This window comes from [Clostridium] scindens (assembly GCF_019597925.1).
Taxonomy (GTDB): Bacteria; Bacillota; Clostridia; order Lachnospirales; family Lachnospiraceae; genus Clostridium_AP.
Genome location: NZ_CP080442.1, coordinates 3,819,731 through 3,839,565 on the forward strand (window position 1 = coordinate 3,819,731; position 19,835 = coordinate 3,839,565).

Sequence of the window (19,835 nt, forward strand, 5' to 3'; positions counted from 1 at the left end):
TATCCTCCTTGTAATTGGATTATAATTTTTCTTTTTTATGATTATTGAATGGCTTGAATTCCCGTCCGCTTCCTTTATAGAACCGGCTGAACATCTCATAGTATTCCAGACGCAGCACCTGTATGCCCACGATCAGGCCTTCCAGTCCGCATACGACAATATTGCCTATGATGACTCCGATCCAGTTCGGGCTTCCATCCTGCGCCCCGGACAGCATCAGCACGACTTCCATGATCGCGGCATGACTGACCGCGAATGCCCCGATACGCACATAGGAAAGGGTATTGGAAAAGTAGCTGAGCATCGTCTCAAACAATTCGAAGAATCCCTGTACCAGGAACATCCCCTTGCCCTCTTCCAGCTTCTTATGGTTACGCGTCACCAGATTGGTGAGCGGCTCTTTAAATAGAAACAGCAGGATGGGGATTCCAAGGAATACCGCCATCATGATATTGCCCGGCACCTTATGCCCCGTCATATAAAGGACTACCGTCAGTACCAGGAATCCATAGAATACAAGTCCGGCGATCCCGTTATTCGAAAACCATATATTTTTCCGTATCATGCGCCCGTATAGCATTGATGGTATGGAACAGCATCACCAGTATATTCAGCGCCATTCCAAAGGCGATCGCCACGATGAATACGGTATTCAGCTGGCCGATGAACGGCAGATTCGTCATTGCATCCACTGGTCTTAGCCATATGGCTGGCAGAACATCTTCAAATCCAAATACGCTTCCAAACATAAACCCAAAAAACGCAGAAAAGATTCCGGCTATGGAAATGATTCCTGCAAGATTCGCTTTTTTGATCAGGTAGACGAGCCCTCCTATGACAAACAGGCACAAGCCCTGGCCAACGTCTCCAAACATAGCCCCGAAGATAAAGGTATACGTCAGGGCTACAAAGACCGTAGGATCCATCTCGTCATGGGCCGGAAGTCCATACATCCGTATAAACATCTCAAAGGGCTTGAAGAACTTAGGGTTCTTAAGCTTTGTGGGCGGATCTCCAAAGAACTTCTCCCGATCCTCTTCCACTACCACGAACACTTTGTCATCATTTTCAGATTCCTTCAGGAACGCGGCCACATCCGCTTCTCCCATCCAGCCGCAGAGGATATAATAGTCCTCCTTATTGTCTCCTTCTTCCAGCCTCGCTGCCATCTTCCTGACATCAAAGTTATTGGAGAGTTCCTCCAGCCGCTTCTGTGCTCCCAGCAGCTTGGAGGCATGGCTTCTCATCAGTTCCTCGATCTCCTTATCTACTGCATCGATCTTCTCATTCGTGCTGTCGATATCCTGCTGCAGGCTTTCGCAAGCCAGCGAGGGTGTCCCGATATATTCGCCGGAAATGGATATCCGCTCAAAGTGAAGGGAATTGAACACGGAATCCACTCTGCTCGCCTCCGCATTCGACACAAAATAGCATCCATAGACAAAATTCTCGTTTCGGATTCCCTCCAGAAATACGGCATTGAGATCCTCAAACAAATATTTCTCCAGCTTCCTATAATAATCAACGCCGATCCGTCCGAACCGTATCTTCATATACCGGTATCTGAGTGCCTTATGAAGATCCAGTTCCAGCGGTCTGAACGGCTCCAATACGTTTAACTTATCCTTTAGTTCATCCCTGCTCTTCTTAAGCAGTTCTTTCTTCTCCTGCAGTTGCAGATATTCATGGTTAATCTCCCGGATCATGGCAATCATCTCGTCCTGGGTCATCATGGAATCCGCCACTGCATCGCTTGGAGGCAGAAGGGCTGCAAACTGTTCTGCCTTGGCCAAGGGCTCCTTGTAAGGATTGACTTCCACAAAAGGCAGCAGATTATCTGTCGTCTTAAGTTCTGTGACCGCGTTTTCGAGCTGCATCTCGTATTTGGACAGATATACGTCGCAGACGCGGTCAATATCCGTCCTGGGTCCGCTGATGCTCAAAAACTTCATCTTTACAATCATTGAATTACACCTCCTAAGTATCCTAACGTTTCTCTTGAAGATAAGCCGTAACGGATACATTCAAGGGCTGTTGTTAGTTTATATATCTCTTCTTCTTTTAAAAATAAGTAGGTATTTATCGTGGCAATAGAATACGGATCGCGCCTGCGGTCAGTAATATACAGATGCATAAGGCATTCCTTATACATCTGCTCCAGAGTCTTTCCTTCCATATGCTGATACTTTTTTGCATAATACGTCTCTTCCAGCTGATGCTCGAATTCCTCCAGCGTCGGAGCCTCTACAAGTCCCTTAAACTCCGCAATGCTTAAGCGGTACTGGATCGGAATGGTCAGGGAATAGATATCCGGAGGCAGCATATGATAATACTTTTTCGCCCGGTAGATCCACTGGACATTCAGAAGGTCGATCTTCGTGCCGTAATCCCTTGTTAAAAGTTCCTTTTCCTTATTCTTCAGAATCTTTTTCTGCTTTCTCCACATGGTGGAAAAATAGTATAAATCCAGAGCCAGATTATAGTCAAATAAAGTGGCCGCATTCGAATCTCTCAGTTTCTTAAGCGGCGCATAGTATTCCGTATCCTTCAGGCTATCCACCAGTTCGTCTATGTTCTTGGACGTGATCATCTTGTCGATGGAAAGTTTTGAATACTTGTCAAAGAATTCCTTTTTATAATCCAGGTCAAAAGGCTTATCATAATGGTTAAATACGATCCGCAGGCAATAGTTGATCAAGTCAATCTCGTACCGTTTCCAGTACACCTTTAAGAACTTCTTCTGCTCCATCCCCGCAAAGCGGAATATCCTTGTGTAGTCATCATACAAGGACTGGTACAGAACCTTCTCCACATGCCTTCTATGATACAGGGAGATGTCCATCTGATTCATATACTCCGCATAGGCAGGCTTTTCTTTCAGATAGTCGATTGCCTCCGGCACGCTTCTTAAATTGGCAATATTCTCAAAATCCTTATCGGTAAGGAGCTTCGCCTGCATAGCCCGGATCTTTGTAACGATCCCGCTGTATGACATTACGTTCCCCATGTTCTACACCTCTATAATATGCTTTAAAATCTCCTGGGCATATGCGCTATGATTCTCTTCATATTCTTTCCTCAGATTGTCAATTGTCGAGCGGTTCTTCTCCCGCTGCTCCTCCAGGATCTGATCCATCTTCGCTTCCGCCTCTGCCCGTATCTCATCCAGCCTCTTCTGCGTCCGGGCCTCCAGATCCTTGTCAAACTGGTCTCTCTTTGCCTGAACCTTCTTCTCGATCTCATACTTCTGGGCTTCCGCATGTTCTACGATTGCTTCCGCCGTATTCTCGATATCAGACAGTTTCTCAATAATAGAGTCCATATGCCCCTCCATTCCTGCTTATTTGCATATATTTATACTTATTCTATAATAATACTCCTATTTATTTAAATTACCATAGTCAATTTTAACAAAAAATCGCCTTTATTACAAACCCTAAACCAGCTCTTTCCCACATTGACTTTTCCCCCTCAAGACGATACACTAGGAGATATGCATAAATGCTTGAAAACAGGAGGTATACACATGCGCCTTAGAAATATTCCCCGCGCGCAGAGCGTTCTTAGCCAATGCGCGGAAGTCATAAAGAACGAGACCGAGCGCAAAGGATCCTGGCAGGAAATATTTGGAAACAGCCATCCGATCCACATTGAGATTGGCATGGGAAAGGGAAAGTTCCTCTTAAGCCTTGCTTCGCTCCACCCGGAGATCAACTACATTGGAATCGAGCGATATTCAAGCGTTCTTCTGCGGGCAGTAGAAAAGTTCCAGGATATCCCTTTCGGCACCGAGACTCCTCGCAATATCCGCTTTCTTTGTATGGATGCCCAGGATATCGCGGATGTATTCGCCCCCGGCGAAGTTTCCCGCATCTATCTGAATTTTTCCGATCCATGGCCTAAGGCAAGGCACGCAAGGCGGCGCCTCACTTCCAAAGAATTCTTTGAAAGATATGACCAGGTACTGGCCGAAGATGGCTCCGTCGAGTTTAAGACGGACAACCGCCTGCTATTCGATTTCTCCGTTGAGCAGCTGGGCGAATCATCCACCTTCGAGATTGCCAACTATACCTATGATCTTCACCATGACAAATTCATGAGCCAAGGCAATATTATGACGGAGTATGAGGAAAAATTCTCTTCTCTGGGCAATCCCATCTGCAAGTTGATCGCAAAAAGGAAATCCCAGGCATAAGGCTGCATATATTAATAAGGAAGAATTTGTGTCTGGAAGTAAGCATATGGGACGTAGAAACAAAAAGGGCATGAAGCACAAAATATGTGAATTCACTTACCGCAGAAGAGGGCTGAATCAAAAATTGTCCTGTCTGAAAAAGTCTATGGATGAGGTGTATCACACATTGAATCCCAAGTGCTGATTACAGATCCTATAAGAAAGGCTGATACTATGCTACATTTAACAGCAGGAAATTTTGATGCAGAAACTACGCACAGCCCGCTTCCGGTAGTCGTCATGTTCTATGCCGTCTGGTGCGGCAAATGCGCTATGATGAAGCCAATCGTTGAGGAACTCGAACCCAGGTACCGTAATAAAGTACGGTTCTGCGAGGTGGAAATCGATGAATCCCCACTTCTTGCCGCCAAATACGATGCGGATATTGTTCCCACATTCGTGTTTTTCCAGAATGGCAGGCTGCTTGGCATCATGCAGGGGATTATTGACGAAGTCCAGTTCGAGCAGAGACTACAGAAAATCTTTAGAAATAGTTAAGGCATATTTTCTTTGCAAATATAGCCGGATATGTTATATTAGGGGAGATAAATGAAAGAACCGCAGGCTGCGCGCCTTATATCAGGGCCGCAGCCCTTGCGAGAATAATGAAAAGGGGGCATGGTGAATTACACCAGGCATTATGAGAAAGATGAAAAGAATCATACCCGTCATGATGGCAGCAGTCCTTACCTGTGCCAGCGTGCCGATGGTAGCAAAAGCAGACAACTCCAAAGTCGTAACCCTTGGGGCCAATCTCTCGGACGAACAGAAGAAGTCCATGTATGAATATTTCGGGACCTCCTCGGACAAGGTAGAAACCATAGAAGTTACCAATGCTGATGAAAGAAAATATATGGAAGGGATCGCATCCGAAGAGCAGATCGGAACCCGTACATACAGCTGTTCTTATGTAGAGCCGACTGGCAGCGGCGGTGTCCAGGTAAAAGTGGCTAACCTTACCTTTGTGACAAGTTCCATGATTGCCAGTACATTGCTGACATCCGGCGTGGAAAACTGTAATGTAGTTGCCGCATCTCCCATCGAAGTATCCGGCACAGGAGCATTGACCGGAATTATGATGGCTTACGAAAGCGCCAGCGGAGAGAAGTTAAGTGAAGATCAGAAGGCGGCCGCAACCGAAGAACTGGTTACTACCGGCGAACTTGCAAACGAGGTCGGGCAGCAGGAAGCCACAGATCTTATGAACGAAGTGAAACAAGACGTCATAGAAGACGGCTTGACAGATCCCGACGACATTAAGGACGCAGTAGAAGATGCCGCGAAGGACATCAATATCACCCTTACCGACGATCAGATGGCAAAAATTGTATCTCTGATGGAGAATATTTCCCAGTATGATTATGATGTAAAGGCTTTAAAGAAGACCCTGGAGAATCTGGAAGGCAAGGACGAAGGCTTCTTCGCAGGACTCTGGAGTTCCATCAAAGGCTTCTTCACCGGTGATTCTGGCGATGGCGGCATCATTAACGATACCAAGGATGACATTCTCGGCGCAGATGCTGTAATAGACAGCACGCTGGATGCCATCAATTCGCAGACAGAAGAAAAGGAAAGCTTCTGGGACAAAATCGTAGGATTCTTCAAAGACCTGTTCGGAGGCAGCGATGATGAGGCCGACGATGCAAAAGACGAAAGCACAAACGATGACGCAGATGTAAGCGATACAAAAGACAGCGTAGATGACGCCACAGATTCTACCGATGGAACATCCATTGACGAGCAGACAGATGATTCGAAGGACGGAACCGGCCTGGACGACACGGATAATTCCGGCGATGTCTCTGATGGAAGTTCGGATACAGGCGCCGCCGATGCTTCCGGAACCCCAGATGACGGCAGCACCGCACAATAGCATAGTATGAATGAAGGGATAGCGTTTTTAAGCCGCTATCCCTTTTCTTATTCAAACATTCTTTCTTGCCAATTCGCTCACGATACGTCTATCTAGAATTCAAAGATCGCCACTCCATATGCCGGCAGCTTGTATGCAAAGGAATATGGCCTGCCGTCACAGTCTTTCTTTACCGCTCTATAGACCTCCGGCCTCTCTTCCCCTGTACCGCCATACTTTGCGTCGTCACTGTTCATAATCAACTTATACTGCTTTCTCCTGGGCACTCCCACTCTGTAATCGTCTCTTGCCACTGGAGTGAAATTGCAAACGAACAGCAGATTCTTCTTATTATCCTTGGAATGCCGGATAAAGCTGAAGATGCTTCTATAAGCGTCATCCGCATTGACCCATTCAAATCCTTCCCAACTCTGATCCTGCTCATACATGGCCTTATTCCGCTTATAGAGGTGAAGCAGATCCCTGACCCAGTTCTGCATCTCTAGATGCTCCTCCTCAGCCAGAAGATACCAGTCAAGTTCCCTTTCCTCGCTCCATTCCCTAAGCTGTGCGAACTCCTGCCCCATAAAGAGCAGTTTCTTGCCCGCATGCCCCATCATAAAAGCATAGCCTGCCTTCAGGTTGGAATACTTATCCGCTCCAATCCCAGGCATCTTATTGAGCATCGAGCATTTCAGATGCACCACTTCGTCATGGGACAATACCAGAATATAGTTCTCGCTGTATGCATAACTCATGGCAAAAGTCATCTGGTTATGATGGTCCTTCCGAAAATAAGGATCCAGTTTCATATATTCAGTAAAATCATGCATCCAGCCCATATTCCATTTCAGGCTGAATCCTAGTCCATCCTCTTCTACGTCCCCCGTTACTTTCGGCCATGCCGTAGATTCCTCAGCGATCATCAGCGCACCCGGATTTCTTCCAAGCACCACAGAATTCAGATGCTTGAAGAAGTCAATCGCCTCCAGATTCTTATTGCCGCCATACTTGTTGGCAACCCATTGCCCGTCCTGCTTGCCATAATCAAGATAGAGCATGGACGCTACCGCATCTACTCGCAGGCCGTCCACATGGAACTGCTCGATCCAGAACAGCGCATTAGAAATCAGAAAGTTTCTGACTTCATTCTTCCCATAATCAAATATCTTGGTTCCCCAGTCCGGATGCTCCCCCTTCTTCGGGTCGGCATATTCATAAGTAGGGGTACCGTCAAAGTTGGACAGTCCATGGATATCTCTGGGAAAATGAGCCGGAACCCAGTCCAGGATCACGCCAATCTTATTCTTATGAAGGTAATTGATCATCCATGCAAAATCTTCCGGCGTTCCATAACGGGAAGTCGGTGCGAAATAGCCCGTCACCTGATATCCCCAGGAGCCATCAAATGGGTGTTCCGCAATCCCCATCAGTTCAACATGCGTGTATCCCATGTCCTTTACATACTTGGCGATCTCTTTCGCAAATTCCCTGTAATTATAGAATCCCTCATCCTCCCTGCCCAGATGCCTTTTCCATGAGCCGATGTGTACTTCGTATATGGATACCGGCTCCTCTGTGTGATTCCACTGAGTCCTTCTATCCATCCAGGCCTTGTCGGTCCATTTCATATCCGTGATGTCCACAACCTTTGATGCGGTGCCCGGTCTTAATTCCGCATAATTAGCATAGGGATCTGCCTTAAAAACATACTCTCCGGTGTACGTCTCAATACAATACTTATACATGGCATATTCTTCTACCCCGGGAACAAAACAGGTATATATGCCAAGAGGCTCCTGCCTCTCCATAGGGTTTGCCTCCATGTCCCACTCATTGAACTCTCCAACCACGGAAACCGAACGTGCATGCGGAGCCCAGACTGCAAAATATACGCCCGTCTTTTTCCCATTCTTTACCTTGTGGGCACCCAGCTTCTTGTATATCTCATAATGATTCCCCTGCCCAAATAAATAATGGTCCAGTTCGCCTATTTCATATGGTTTCAACTTTTTTTCTGCCATATCTTCACCCCTCACATTCCTGCTGCAATTTACTAATATTATACTTTACGGAAGGGTAAAAAGAAAGGGTTTTGACAAATCTTGCTTGCCAAAACCCTGCTTTTCATTTATTTAGATTTTAAAGTCCTCTTCCTTCAGTATTATCCTGTCAGAATCATCCGTACTCTTGCCAAATACCCTTCTTGCCAGGTGCTTAACATTGGCTTTCTGGGAGTGCGCGATGGCCTCGTCCATAATCTCTTTCACTTCCGCAACCGTCACCGCATGGTCTTCTCTCTGCATTACATCAATACGGCTATACAATGCGAGAATTCCCATTTCATCCAGTTTATAGCCATTTTCTTTCGCGTATGTCTGGCCAAAAGTTACCAGTTCATCATTGATGAATACCGGAAGTTCCAGTTTGGATGTAAACTTCTTCTTGAAATCCGGATTTGCAGTCAGGATACGCTCTAACGGCTTTCTCTGATCCTCCAGCACAAAGAGCAGCTCGCCGGTCTTCTTCTCCATCAGGTAGTTCAATTCCTTAATGGTTCTGGAGTTCAGTTTCCCGGCCTTCTCGATGATAATCGCGCCGCCTCGCAGTTTCTGGATAATATTGGTGAGTTCCTTCTTATTTAAAGATTCGCCTGTAACGATGGCTACTTTTCCTTGCTTTAGATTCCTCTGCTTCTGGATTGCCTTGACAATATCAACCGCAAGCACCGTCTTTCCGGACCCTTTACGGCCGATAACCATTAGGTTGCCTGTCTTTGAAGTACCTTCCCTCTGGGCTCTGCGGTCATTATCCAGAACCTCTACAATCTGCTCGCTCATACCCCTGACCGGAACGAAATAGGAGAACAATTTTTTCTGCTCTTCCGTAAGCCCCGCTTTCAGTCCAATCTCGCTCGTAGCGCTAAGGTCATAGCGGCCCGTTACCACGAACCCTGTATCAAATGGAACTCCGCCTCCCTTTGACTTCTTAATTCTATCCTGAATCTCCTCCTCAGAAGGCTCCTCTATCTCTAAATCTTCTTGCGCCGGCTTTTCGTCATCCTCTTCGTCGTCATCGTCATCGAAGAAATCTTCATCATCGAAATCAGCCTCCTCAAAACTATCGTCTTCGAAGTCCTCTTCCTCAAAATCCTCTTCCTCGAAGTCTTCTTCCTCGAAGTCCTCTTCCTCGAAGTCTTCTTCCTCGAAGTCCTCTTCCTCGAAGTCTTCTTCCTCAAAGTCCTCTTCAAAGTCGCCGTCAAAGTCTTCGTCCTCTAATTCCTCTGCAAACTCCTCCTCGTCATCATCAAAATCCAAGTCAAAGTCTTCGTCGAAGTCTTCTCCAATATTGCCGATGATATCCTGGTCATCAAGCGCTTCTCCATTGTCAAAGTCTTCGTCACTTAAATCTCCGATCTCTTCATCAAAATCTGACTCTACATAGGCTTCTGGCTCTTCAAATTCAGCCGTCTCGAACTCTTCTTCGTACTCGCTTTCAGGAGCCTCTTCTTCAACCGGAATTTCTTCTGCCTCAGCAATTTCCTCAGCCTCAAGAGCCTCTTCCTCGAAGGTCTCTTCCTCGAAATCCTCCTCAGCCGGCACTTCTTCGACGATCTCTTCCTCAGCTGTATCTTCCGCCTCTTCCCCGACTGCTGCCAGTTCGTCAAAGAGTTCTACATTAATTGCCAGACCCTTGTCAGGATGCTCCGGTTCCTGGTAATCGGCTTCCTCTTCTTCCAGAAGCCCGTTCTCCATCTCTTCTACCAGCCTTACAATATCATCAGGAATTTTCTGCGTCTTTGCCTCTACGACTGAATTAAGCAGCGCTTCTTCCTTTGCTGCCTCCTCCGCTGCCTGGCGCGCGGCCTCTTCCTCAGCCGCCTTTCTGGCTGCTTCTTCTTCCGCCGCCTTGCGTGCTGCTTCCTCCGCCGCTTTTCTGGCCGCCTCTTCTTCCGCCGCCTTACGTGCCGCTTCTGCTTCCGCCGCCTTTCTTTCCACTTCTCGGCGCTCTGCTTCCTTACGCTTTCTGGCTGCCTCGCGCTCCTTTCGGATTCTCTCATCGTCTTTCTGCTTCTGCTTCTCTATTGCTTCTGCATTCGCTTTCTGCTTTGCTTCCCACTCCTGAAGAATCTCTTCGATTCGCATCTGCCCGGTGATTCGAAGTTCTTCTTCCTTTTCTTTCATGGCTTTTTCTTCTATATTAATGCCGCTTGCTACAGCTACCCCATTCGCCAGGGCCTCTTCAAGCGTAGCCCCTTTCACGATCTTGGTAATAGCGGAGTGTTTCTTTGGCTGCTCTTCTACAAAGCCTTCTTCAGCAATCTCCTCTACATCAGCTTCGCCAGTTTCCTCAGACTCCTCTGCATCTTCTTCCGCTTCATCCGGCAGCGCCTGGCTAACCGCTTCTGATACAGCCTCCAGTTCCGCTTCATCCAGCGGCATCTCGCCGCCGGCCTCTTTTGTCTCTTCTTCTGCTTCCTCTTCATCGGCTTTGGCTTTTTCTGCCACAGCCCTGGCTGTTGCAGCTGCTGAGGCTGCCGCAACCGTTTTTGCAGCGCGTCCTGCTGCCTGGCTCTTAACGGCAGCCGCCCTCTTTGGCGCTCCCGGACGATTATCATACTTCTCCTGCTGAAGCGGTGTCAGCGGCTTATACTTCATCTTAAGCTCCATTGCCTGATAGACATACTTGCCTTCACTGAACCAAAGGATCAGGTCGTCGCATTCTTCCAGACACTCTGCAGTCATGCCCGCCTCATGATACAGTCTCGCCAGTTCATACGCCCACTTTTCGACATACTCGGCTTTCTTAAAGTCTTCCAGCGCTGTGATCTGCTCTGTAAGCGGCGCGCCCTGCGTCTTCAATATCTTATACTTTAATATAAACTGGTTCGGATCTTTCGGTGCCAGTTTTACAAACTCCTCATAACAGTCTGACGCTTCCTCTATATCATCAATCTTCAATGCCAGCGTTCCCAGCCGGTATACGATCTTTCTGCTCCCGGGGGAACGGTCAAATGCAACGAATAAAATATCCCTGCTCTTCTGAAATTCTCCATTGTACTCATATATCTCGCTGACCGTATTCAGCATGGATGCATTTTTTACCCTGCGCCAATCTATGGTATCTGCTATCTCCATAGCCTTTTTATACTGCTTTTGCTCCATGTGCTCGAGCATCTGCTCTGTCTTTACCCTATATTCATATTTATCCAAATCGCTCACCTCAAATTATTTATTCAAAAACTGATGTTATCTTACATTTTTACTTATATAAGTTTAGCATAAGGCCTGACTATTGTCAAAATATACGAACAAAATTGTTAAAACTATATTACAAAAGTTACAATTTTATAACCGCCTTTTTATATAGCGTTTTCCGTAGTCTTCTGCCTTCATTGCCTTGCCCGCAAGGAATCCCTGGCCTATATCACAGTTCAGCATGCAAAGGAGCTTGCGCTGCTCCTGCGTCTCAACGCCCTCGCACACGACCTTCATATCCATACTATGGGCCATCTCTATCACTTTTTCAAAAATAACCCTCGTCCGCCGGTTATCCGATTCCAGAAGACTTTTATCTATCTTTAGGATATCCCCCGACACGACGCTCAACATATTCAAAGATGCATACCCTGTTCCAAAATCATCAATCGCAAGCTTGAACCCTTTCCTGTGCAGTTCCCGCGCCAGTTTCATGATCCGGTTTCCTTCCTCGATAAATGCCGATTCCGTCAGTTCAAAGGTGAGATACTCATGGGGTATCTCATATCGGTCCACAATACTGCAGAAGTCTTCAAAGAAACTGTCCTGCTCTATATCTGCCCTGGACTGGTTTACGCTGACCGGCTTTAACTGTTTTCCTTCTTTCATCCATTTATTCATATAACTGCACACAAGTTCCAGCATATACAGGTCAAATCTATATATCAGGTTATAATCCTCAAAAAGGGGTACGAATTCATTAGGCATAATCACCAAGCCATTAGATAGCTGCCAGCGGCACAAAGCCTCTCCCCCCACAATATTTTCCGTCTTCATATCAAACTGCGGCTGAATATAAAGTTTAAATTCCTTCTTCTCTATGGCTGATGAAGCCCATTCCAGGATCTGGCTGTTGTTATAATGCTGCTGCAGCATCCAATCGCTATAATATGCATAACGGTCCTCCTTCACATATTTTCGAATGCTCTGCATTGCCATCAGCGCCTTATCAAGCATCCCCTTGACCGTTTCCGCCCTGGTATCTGCCGGTATGTAGATACCCGCATTCAGCCACACCTCTAATCCAATCTCCTTAATCCATCCGTCTTTCGTCAGTTCCCTGCGGATCTCCTCCATCCTGCGGCGCATGCTGTTCTCTCCCTCGTAAACCAGCAGAATTGAAAAGGTGTCTTTCTCTATACGTCCACATGCTTCCCTTCTGCCGCACGCCTCTTCCAGATTTCTTGCTATCGTTTTTAATAGCCGGTCCCCGGTAGAAAAGCCGTAGGTCCGGTTGATAAACCGAAAATCCCTGATGCCGAATTTTATCACGGCAAATTTCTGGTCTGGATAACTTTTAAATATATGTTGCGCCTGCTCCACAAAGCCTTCCATATTATTAATTCTTGTCATGGAATCAGTCCGGGCTTCCTTCTTAATTACGTCACTAATCTTATTATATGTATTTCTAGCCACCTCAGCGTTAAATGCAGCAAGCCCTGCCAGCCTGTCATCCGGAGTTGATTGATGAATATGTACGGCCTTCCAGTCCCCATCCTGCCTTCTCCATACAATGGATATCCGTGTATCTATTTCGGTCATGTACAATTCTTTCTTTGGGGTCCTGACCTTCAAGATCGCAAGCGTTACCCCTACTCGTTCTGAAACTCCCATTCCATAGTGCCATTCCTGCAATATCTCATATATCCCGTCAGTCACTTTCATCTCCATTTCCATGACTTTAAGAACCTCATCTTTTGTCAGGCATATTCTCTCCTTGCTGATGCCAATCCAGGTAACATCATCTGCCAGGTATTCCGCCATCTGATGGTAATCGTGCTTTCTAAAATACAGATCAGCCAGTCTTGCTGCCCTATTTTCTAACTCTTCCCCTTCGTGATTCATGCGTATACCTCCTGACGCCGCACCCCCATGGCTATCCTTAAGTCATGCTGGCTGCTTATCTCCATTATGTCCGAAATCCATTGCATTTTCAATGGAAACATCATATATTATAAAAAAATAGCCATCACAATCTTTCATGATTATAATGGCTATTTCTTATTTAATTTTATCATATTCTTTTATTCTAATCGGAGGGTCTGCTGTGATTCTATCGTTCCCTTATGCCTTTCTCCTTTTAATCGATTTATAACTCAAAGTCTTAGATCATTATATCTCAGTATCTACTATAAATATTTATAATAATAACTGCTATATTAACCTTTGATATCATTATTTATATCCCTCTGGTTGCTATATAATCCAGCCTGTAATGGTTATTAATATCTATAACCGTTTCAATTATAGCCAGTGCCCTTATCATTTGTCTATAATCGTATTAAGTTATTCCTTCTATAACCCTGGCTTATATAGTTATATAAATCTGATATATTAGGTAATGTTTCTTCACACATCTTCTAATATCTTTGAACTATTATGTGGTATTATCTTCAATATGTCTGCAAATATGAATCTTATATTCTTTCCGGTTTATCTTCTCCGACTTCACTTTCATTCAATTATCTACCGGTTAATATCCTCTATGGTTAAGGCTTATTCTACGGGAACTTTTATTTGCCATACCACTAACATATTGAAATATTGATTCTGTTAAATTGTCCAATGGATTAAGCCTCCTTTAATCTATTATTTCCAAATGCTATTATATCTCACCAACATATGAAATATAATTCCTGAAATCCTTTTAAAAACATCTCCATATATTATTGATAACATATGCGACATCTTTCCAATTCCCTTTCTCGTCAGGAACTTTTTGGATCTCCTTTGGATTGACTTTATAATATCACCGCGCCCCGTATTTGTCAACACTATTTTTAAGTTTTTATTATTTTAATTTATAACTCGAAATTATTTTATAAATTATCTGTTTTTTCAAAAATATTTATTAAATTTATACAGTAATCTTGCCTTCAATTGTTAACCACATGCATTTAACAGTTGACATATCAGCATCTTTCTTTTATACTTCATCTATAGCACTGCAGGATAATTGCGCGCATATCCTGCCTCATCTTTTAGAAAGGAGCCCGTACTATCTTCTGTACGGCATGATATTATGAACAGCATTAATACTACAAACACTACAAACGCAGCTGGCAAATCTTCTCCACGCAGGCTGGTACTGATCGCAATGATGACCGCCATTACCTGCATCCTTGCCCCATTATCCATACCAATCCCCGTAAGCCCTGTACCAATCAGCCTTACCAATCTGGTATTGCTGATAAGCGTATACATCCTGGGCTGGAAGGATGCCAGCATCAGCTTCATCATCTATCTCCTTCTTGGCCTGGCCGGGCTTCCTGTATTTTCCGGCTTTTCCGGCGGATTAGGAAAGATCGCCGGTCCCACCGGCGGATACCTGGCGGGCTTTATCTTCATGACTGTGATCGCTGGCCTGGCCGTGGATATCTTTTCCGGGAAGCGCCTTCCCGCAGTCATCGGCATGGCACTGGGGACTGCCGTGGCCTATGCGTTTGGGACTGCCTGGCTTGCCATCCAGATGGATCTCACATTCATCTCTGCACTCTCTATCGGCGTACTTCCCTATCTGGCCGGAGATACGCTGAAGATTATATTGGCCGTAATCGCCGGCCCCATGCTAAAGAAAAGGCTGCGCCCCTTAAATTTTTAAGGGGGCAGCCTTTCTTCTTAGAGAATAATATCTCCGATCTTCTTATAATCCTCCAGGCTATATGCCTCTATGATATTGCCCTGCACCACATACAGTACCTCCTTAATGTACACGCCTCTGGCGCCCTGCGCTCCATTTCCGTTAATCTCCTCATCCATATTACAGGCAAAGCCGCTGCTGTCGTCGTAAGAAAACAGATAATAGTGCTGGCCTCCCTGCGTGTATCCGGCAAATCCGATCAGATTGCGTTCCTGGTCAACCAGCGCCGCCTTATAATCGTACGACACATCCGTGCTATATACATTTTTCAGCACGTAGGTGTCTGCCTCTTTTACATCCGCTTTATCGGAAATGTCGAACATCGTCAATTTGACTCCATCCGTTGACTGGGCCTTTTCATCCACGTTCATTCCAATCCCAAGCAGCCTGTCTTCGCCGTAGAAATGGAGATACTCTGAAAAGCCCGGAATCTTCAGCGCCCCCAGAATCTTAGGCTTCTTCGGATCAGACAAGTCCACGCTAAAGAGCGGATCCATCTGTCTGAATGTCACGAAATATCCCGTATCGCCCATGAATCTGGCGGAATATACCTGCTCATCTTCTGCCAGGCCTTCAATGGAGCCTATGACTTCCAGGTTCTTATCCAGCACATAGACGCTGTTATCATCGCCTTTTGTCGTGACCACGCGCAGATTTCCTTCGTATTCATCGATACAGAAGGAATCCTTCAGGTAGCCGTCAAACTTGCCCTGGGCGATCGCCTTTAGTTCTCCGTTTTTGTAGGCTACTTTACGGACCGTCGTAGTATCTCCCTTCGGATATCCCCACTGTGTCTCGTAGAAATAGATATTCTCGTTGCTGACATATGCCTGGCCTCCCTTGGAGAAGATCGCCTTGCTATCCTTTGTCTCCCCCGGATGGTTAAGATCAACGGATGTAATCACTTCATACATGTTTGCCTGCGGCACCGGAGGCAGATAGATGTCGTCATTCGCTATAACCTTTCCATTCACCTGGGGGACGAATGTCCCGGGCTCGCTCTTTCTCAGTTCCTGGCCCGTATAGAATTCGCTGAACAAGTACAAGCATCCATCCGCCATTCTTGAAGAACTATAGTTCCCGCTCTGGGTCACCCTCCCCTCCTCCCGGGTCTCTGAAGCGTCCCGGACATCATAGGTGATGGCTTCCACAGATTGCGTATTATAAAAGCCTCTGCCGGAAGGATAGTCCTCATCTTCTAAAGCATCGAATCTGCTGCAGACCAATACCAGTTTTCCGGAATCTGGCTGCAGATAAATCTCCTGGATCTGGGATGCGTCGTCAGCCTTAATAGAGCCGATCTCTTCCATATCCTTGCCATCTGCTTTTACGATCGACACTTCCTGCCTGCTGTCTTTCAGCACATACAGATATTTTCCATCCGTCTTAACCACATCGCCTTCGTCAACGCCTTTCTGTCTCACATTGGTCTGAGAGTATCCGGCGCTTTCTCCATGGGCTGCGCCCGCATCTGATGCCCTGGCTCCGGCATTCGGCGATGCGGACGCATTTCCTGCCGCGCTGTCTTGTGCCGCGCTTTCCATCGTCTTGGCCTCTGAGTCCGATGTGACGAATTCCTTCGTCCCCACCTCCTTCTGGTATCTCTCAATATACTCGTAGATCTCATCATAACTATCCGCGCTGGCAATCTGCCTGCTGTCGCTGATTTGATTGCTTCCGGAGCCTGGTGGCTTGCTTTTATCAGAAGCCCCATCCCGACTTCCCCATACGGCTCCCGCAATCACGACAGCCAGACAAGCTGCCGCCAGCGCTGTCACCTGGTATGGACGCAGCCGCTTTTTCTGCTTCTTGCCTTCCAGCATCTCCTTAACATGATCCGGGCTCAAACTGTCCGGAGCCTTAATCTCTTCTGCCCGGTCCTTGATTCTATCCATGATCTCCTGCTCTTTTCTATCCATACGACCGCCTCCTTCGACTCATTTCAAGATACACCCCATCTTCTGCAATGCACGGCTTCGCTTGGAACGCACCGTGTTCGGGTTCATGCGAAGCATCTGTGCGATCTCCTGGCTGTTATAGCCCGCGAATACCGACAGGCCCACAATCTCCTGCTCTTCGTCCGACAAGACAAAGAATGCCTTTCTGACATCGATCATCTCGCTGTAGTCCGGCTCTTCGGAAGCAAACAGTGTAAATGCCTCCCCGGACTGTTCCATCTTCCTGGACGCTTTTTTTAATTTTTTCCTGCAGATATTAGCCAGGATTGTGAATATCCAGTTCTTAAAGGCGTCCCTGCTCCGAAGCTTCCCGATATTCTCGTAAGCGGCTACCACAGCTTCGCTGACAGCATCCTCCGCCTCCTGCCGGTCTCTCATCATGCACACCGCAAACCGATACAAATCCAGATAGACCGCCTCATACATCTGCGCAAATGTCTCTGCATTACATCTCATATCTTATCCTCCCTGTCAGATATGACTTATAGTTCTGGTCAGGTTCCTGTTATATATTAGAGTCGATAAACAGCCTAACTGTTGCAATTGGGGACGCAGTAATTTTATTCTACCGCGTCCCCAATTATCTTTTTTATCCTGTCTCTATGAAATAGATTAGTCTCTGTAGTAATTGATCAGGCAGCCCTTCAGGATAATCTCCCTTTCCGCATCCGTCATATCGCCCAGCTGCAGATGGATTTCCTTCAGGTCTTCCCCTACCACGTAAGCCTTAATATCCGCCGCCTTCTCTTCCACTGCCTTTCTGATATCCGGCACGAACAGATAGTCTCCATTCTTGAAGCTGAGGCTCTCATGTTCCTCTTTGGTAACAAATGGAAGCATGCCCCAGTTGATCAGATTCGAGCGGTATCTCTTGGTAGCGTACTCATTGGCAATATTCGCCCATCCTCCCAGCACTTTCTGGCAGGACGCCGCCTGCTCCCTGGCGGAGCCGTCTCCAGGCTTCACTGCGAATATAGTGCTTCCTACTCCCAGGTTGCCTTCGCCCGCCTCCGGATAGGCCTTGCGTATCTTGTCCATAACTGGCTTTAATTCGTCCAGCACTTCCAGCGGGCACTGTCCTGCCTCAATCGCTTTCTGCGCTTTCTGCACTTCTTTGGCTCGTCCCACATACGCCGGGTCTTTCCTGGATAGTGCAAATTCGGCCAGTCCCAGCGGATTGGAACGATAGGAAGACGTCTCGCCTGACGGGATCAGTTCATCCGTCGTGGTTACCGGGTCATGAATCTCTGAGACAACCTTCAGCACCAAATTCTCCGGCAGCGCAGGCATCTGCGGCCAGTCCTTGATATTCGGCCCGAACTTGATCTCCACGGTCGGGTCTGCCTCACCCTTGCTGTCAAAGACACGGTTCGCATAGATGTTCTTATCAAAATGATATTTCCGCCCCACGTACTCCACATCCATTGCTGTAGCAGGGGTAAGGAATCCCTTGTTTGCAGCCGTCGCCGCAATAGAGCGGGCATCCATAAGAGCCACGGAAGCAATCTGTCCGCTCTGGAGCTTAGAGCCTTCTCTGTTCGGGAAGTTTCTTGTCGAGTGGCGGATGGAGAACGCATTATTGGCAGGCGTATCCCCGGCGCCAAAACACGGTCCGCAGAATGCCGTCTTAACAATGGTTCCTGCCTCCATCAAGGTTGCAACTGCTCCGTTCTTCACCAGTTCCATATAAATCGGGGTGCTTGCCGGATATACGCTGAATGTGAACTCATCCGCGCCGATGTAGCGTCCCTTGATGATATCCGCCGCCGCACAGATATTCTCAAATCCACCGCCTGCGCAGCCTGCGATGATTCCCTGCTCTACATACAATTTGCCATCCACGATCTTATCCTGAAGCGTATAGTCTACCGCTTTATCCAGGCTTACCAGCGCTTTTTGCTCCACGTCATGAAGCATATCCTTAAGGTTGGCGTTTACCTCATCGATGGTGTAGACGTTGGACGGGTGGAATGGCATCGCGATCATTGGCTTGATCTCGCTTAAGTTCACGTATACCATGTCATCATAATATGTAATGGCTCCCGGATTCAGTTCCCGATACTCTTCCACTCTTCCGTGGATGTCATAGAATTCCTTAATCTTCTCGTCCGTCCGCCAGATCGAAGACAGACAGGTGGTCTCCGTTGTCATAACATCTATGCCGATACGGAAGTCGGCGCTTAATTTGGAGACTCCCGGTCCTACGAACTCCATAACCTTATTGTTCACATAGCCATTTCCAAAAGTCGCCCCGATGATCGCAAGCGCCACGTCCTGCGGGCCTACGCCTACTGACGGCTCGCCATCAAGGTAGATTCCCACCACGCCCGGCATCTTGATATCATAGGTCTTATTCAGGAGCTGCTTTACCAGTTCCGGCCCTCCCTCTCCCATAGCCATGGTGCCCAATGCGCCATAGCGGGTATGGCTGTCGGAGCCAAGTATCATCTTTCCGCCGCCTGAAAGCATCTCGCGGGCATATTGGTGAATGACTGCCTGATGAGGCGGCACATATACGCCGCCATACTTCTTGGCACAGGTAAGGCCAAACATATGGTCATCTTCATTGATCGTGCCGCCGACCGCGCACAGAGAATTGTGGCAGTTTGTCAAGACATAAGGAATGGGGAACTTCTCAAGGCCAGACGCCCTTGCTGTCTGGATGATTCCTACAAACGTAATGTCATGGGAAGTCAGCTTATCAAATTTAATCTGAAGCCTCTCCATGTTCCCTGACGTATTGTGGGCTTCAAGGATCCTGTATGCCATCGTATTTCTGGCTGCCTCTTCCTGGGATACTTCCTGCCCGGTCTTTGCCTTTGCCTCTTCGGCGCTTTTAGCGATCTCTGTTCCATTTAACAGATAGACTCCTTTGTCAAACAGTTTCACCATA

At 47.0% G+C, this 19,835-nt stretch carries 12 protein-coding genes and 1 pseudogene; 4 read left to right on the forward strand and 9 right to left on the reverse strand.

Annotated elements, in window-relative coordinates:
• Positions 1 to 19: 19 nt before the first annotated feature.
• The 3 genes and pseudogenes from K0036_RS18310 to K0036_RS18320 form a co-directional block, all read right to left on the reverse strand.
• Positions 20 to 1,964, reverse strand: a pseudogene (locus K0036_RS18310) (V-type ATP synthase subunit I).
• Positions 1,961 to 3,007: a V0D/AC39 family V-type ATPase subunit gene (locus tag K0036_RS18315; RefSeq protein ID WP_025641157.1), complete on the reverse strand. Its 1,047-nt coding sequence runs from the start codon at positions 3,005 to 3,007 to the stop codon at positions 1,961 to 1,963. Before K0036_RS18315 ends, K0036_RS18310 begins: the two are co-directional and overlap by 4 nt.
• Before the next feature lie 3 nt (positions 3,008 to 3,010).
• Positions 3,011 to 3,322, reverse strand: a complete 312-nt coding sequence (locus K0036_RS18320) for a hypothetical protein (protein WP_220430358.1) — start codon at positions 3,320 to 3,322, stop codon at positions 3,011 to 3,013.
• Between the two features lie 204 nt (positions 3,323 to 3,526).
• Between K0036_RS18320 and trmB the strand changes: the two genes are divergently transcribed.
• The 3 genes from trmB to K0036_RS18335 all read left to right on the forward strand — a co-directional run bounded on the left by trmB (position 3,527) and on the right by K0036_RS18335 (position 6,107).
• Entirely contained in the window at positions 3,527 to 4,195 is a 669-nt protein-coding gene (trmB, locus tag K0036_RS18325; protein WP_220430359.1) for a tRNA (guanosine(46)-N7)-methyltransferase TrmB, read from the forward strand.
• Positions 4,196 to 4,408: 213 nt separating this feature from the next.
• Positions 4,409 to 4,732, forward strand: a complete 324-nt coding sequence (locus K0036_RS18330; protein WP_025641150.1) for a thioredoxin family protein — start codon at positions 4,409 to 4,411, stop codon at positions 4,730 to 4,732.
• A 142-nt stretch (positions 4,733 to 4,874) separates the two neighbouring features.
• On the forward strand, positions 4,875 to 6,107 hold the full coding sequence (locus K0036_RS18335; protein ID WP_220430360.1) for a DUF1002 domain-containing protein: 1,233 nt from the start codon (positions 4,875 to 4,877) through the stop codon (positions 6,105 to 6,107).
• A 92-nt stretch (positions 6,108 to 6,199) separates the two neighbouring features.
• Here K0036_RS18335 and glgB read toward each other — a convergent pair whose 3' ends face one another.
• The 3 genes from glgB to K0036_RS18350 form a co-directional block, all read right to left on the reverse strand.
• Positions 6,200 to 8,110 carry a 1,4-alpha-glucan branching protein GlgB gene (glgB, locus tag K0036_RS18340; RefSeq protein WP_044954952.1) on the reverse strand — a complete coding sequence of 637 codons (1,911 nt, stop codon included), beginning with the start codon at positions 8,108 to 8,110 and terminating at the stop codon, positions 6,200 to 6,202.
• Between the two features lie 111 nt (positions 8,111 to 8,221).
• On the reverse strand, positions 8,222 to 11,263 hold the full coding sequence (locus K0036_RS18345) for a hypothetical protein (protein WP_259283444.1): 3,042 nt from the start codon (positions 11,261 to 11,263) through the stop codon (positions 8,222 to 8,224).
• Positions 11,264 to 11,434: 171 nt separating this feature from the next.
• A complete protein-coding gene (locus K0036_RS18350) occupies positions 11,435 to 13,189 on the reverse strand; it encodes an EAL domain-containing protein (protein WP_220430362.1) in 1,755 nt (584 codons plus the stop codon).
• 1,177 nt (positions 13,190 to 14,366) lie between these two features.
• Here K0036_RS18350 and K0036_RS18355 point away from each other — a divergent pair.
• A complete protein-coding gene (locus K0036_RS18355) occupies positions 14,367 to 14,945 on the forward strand; it encodes a biotin transporter BioY (protein ID WP_044954949.1) in 579 nt (192 codons plus the stop codon).
• Between the two features lie 17 nt (positions 14,946 to 14,962).
• Here K0036_RS18355 and K0036_RS18360 read toward each other — a convergent pair whose 3' ends face one another.
• From K0036_RS18360 to K0036_RS18370, 3 genes are all read right to left on the reverse strand, one after another.
• Complete coding sequence (locus K0036_RS18360; RefSeq protein WP_220430363.1) at positions 14,963 to 16,903, reverse strand: beta-propeller domain-containing protein; 1,941 nt, start codon at positions 16,901 to 16,903, stop codon at positions 14,963 to 14,965.
• Positions 16,904 to 16,921: 18 nt separating this feature from the next.
• Positions 16,922 to 17,398, reverse strand: coding sequence for an RNA polymerase sigma factor (locus K0036_RS18365; RefSeq protein ID WP_025641135.1), 477 nt, complete (start codon positions 17,396 to 17,398; stop codon positions 16,922 to 16,924).
• A gap of 156 nt (positions 17,399 to 17,554) precedes the next feature.
• Positions 17,555 to 19,834, reverse strand: coding sequence for a hydratase (locus tag K0036_RS18370; protein WP_220430364.1), 2,280 nt, complete (start codon positions 19,832 to 19,834; stop codon positions 17,555 to 17,557).
• Between the last annotated feature and the right edge of the window lies 1 nt (position 19,835).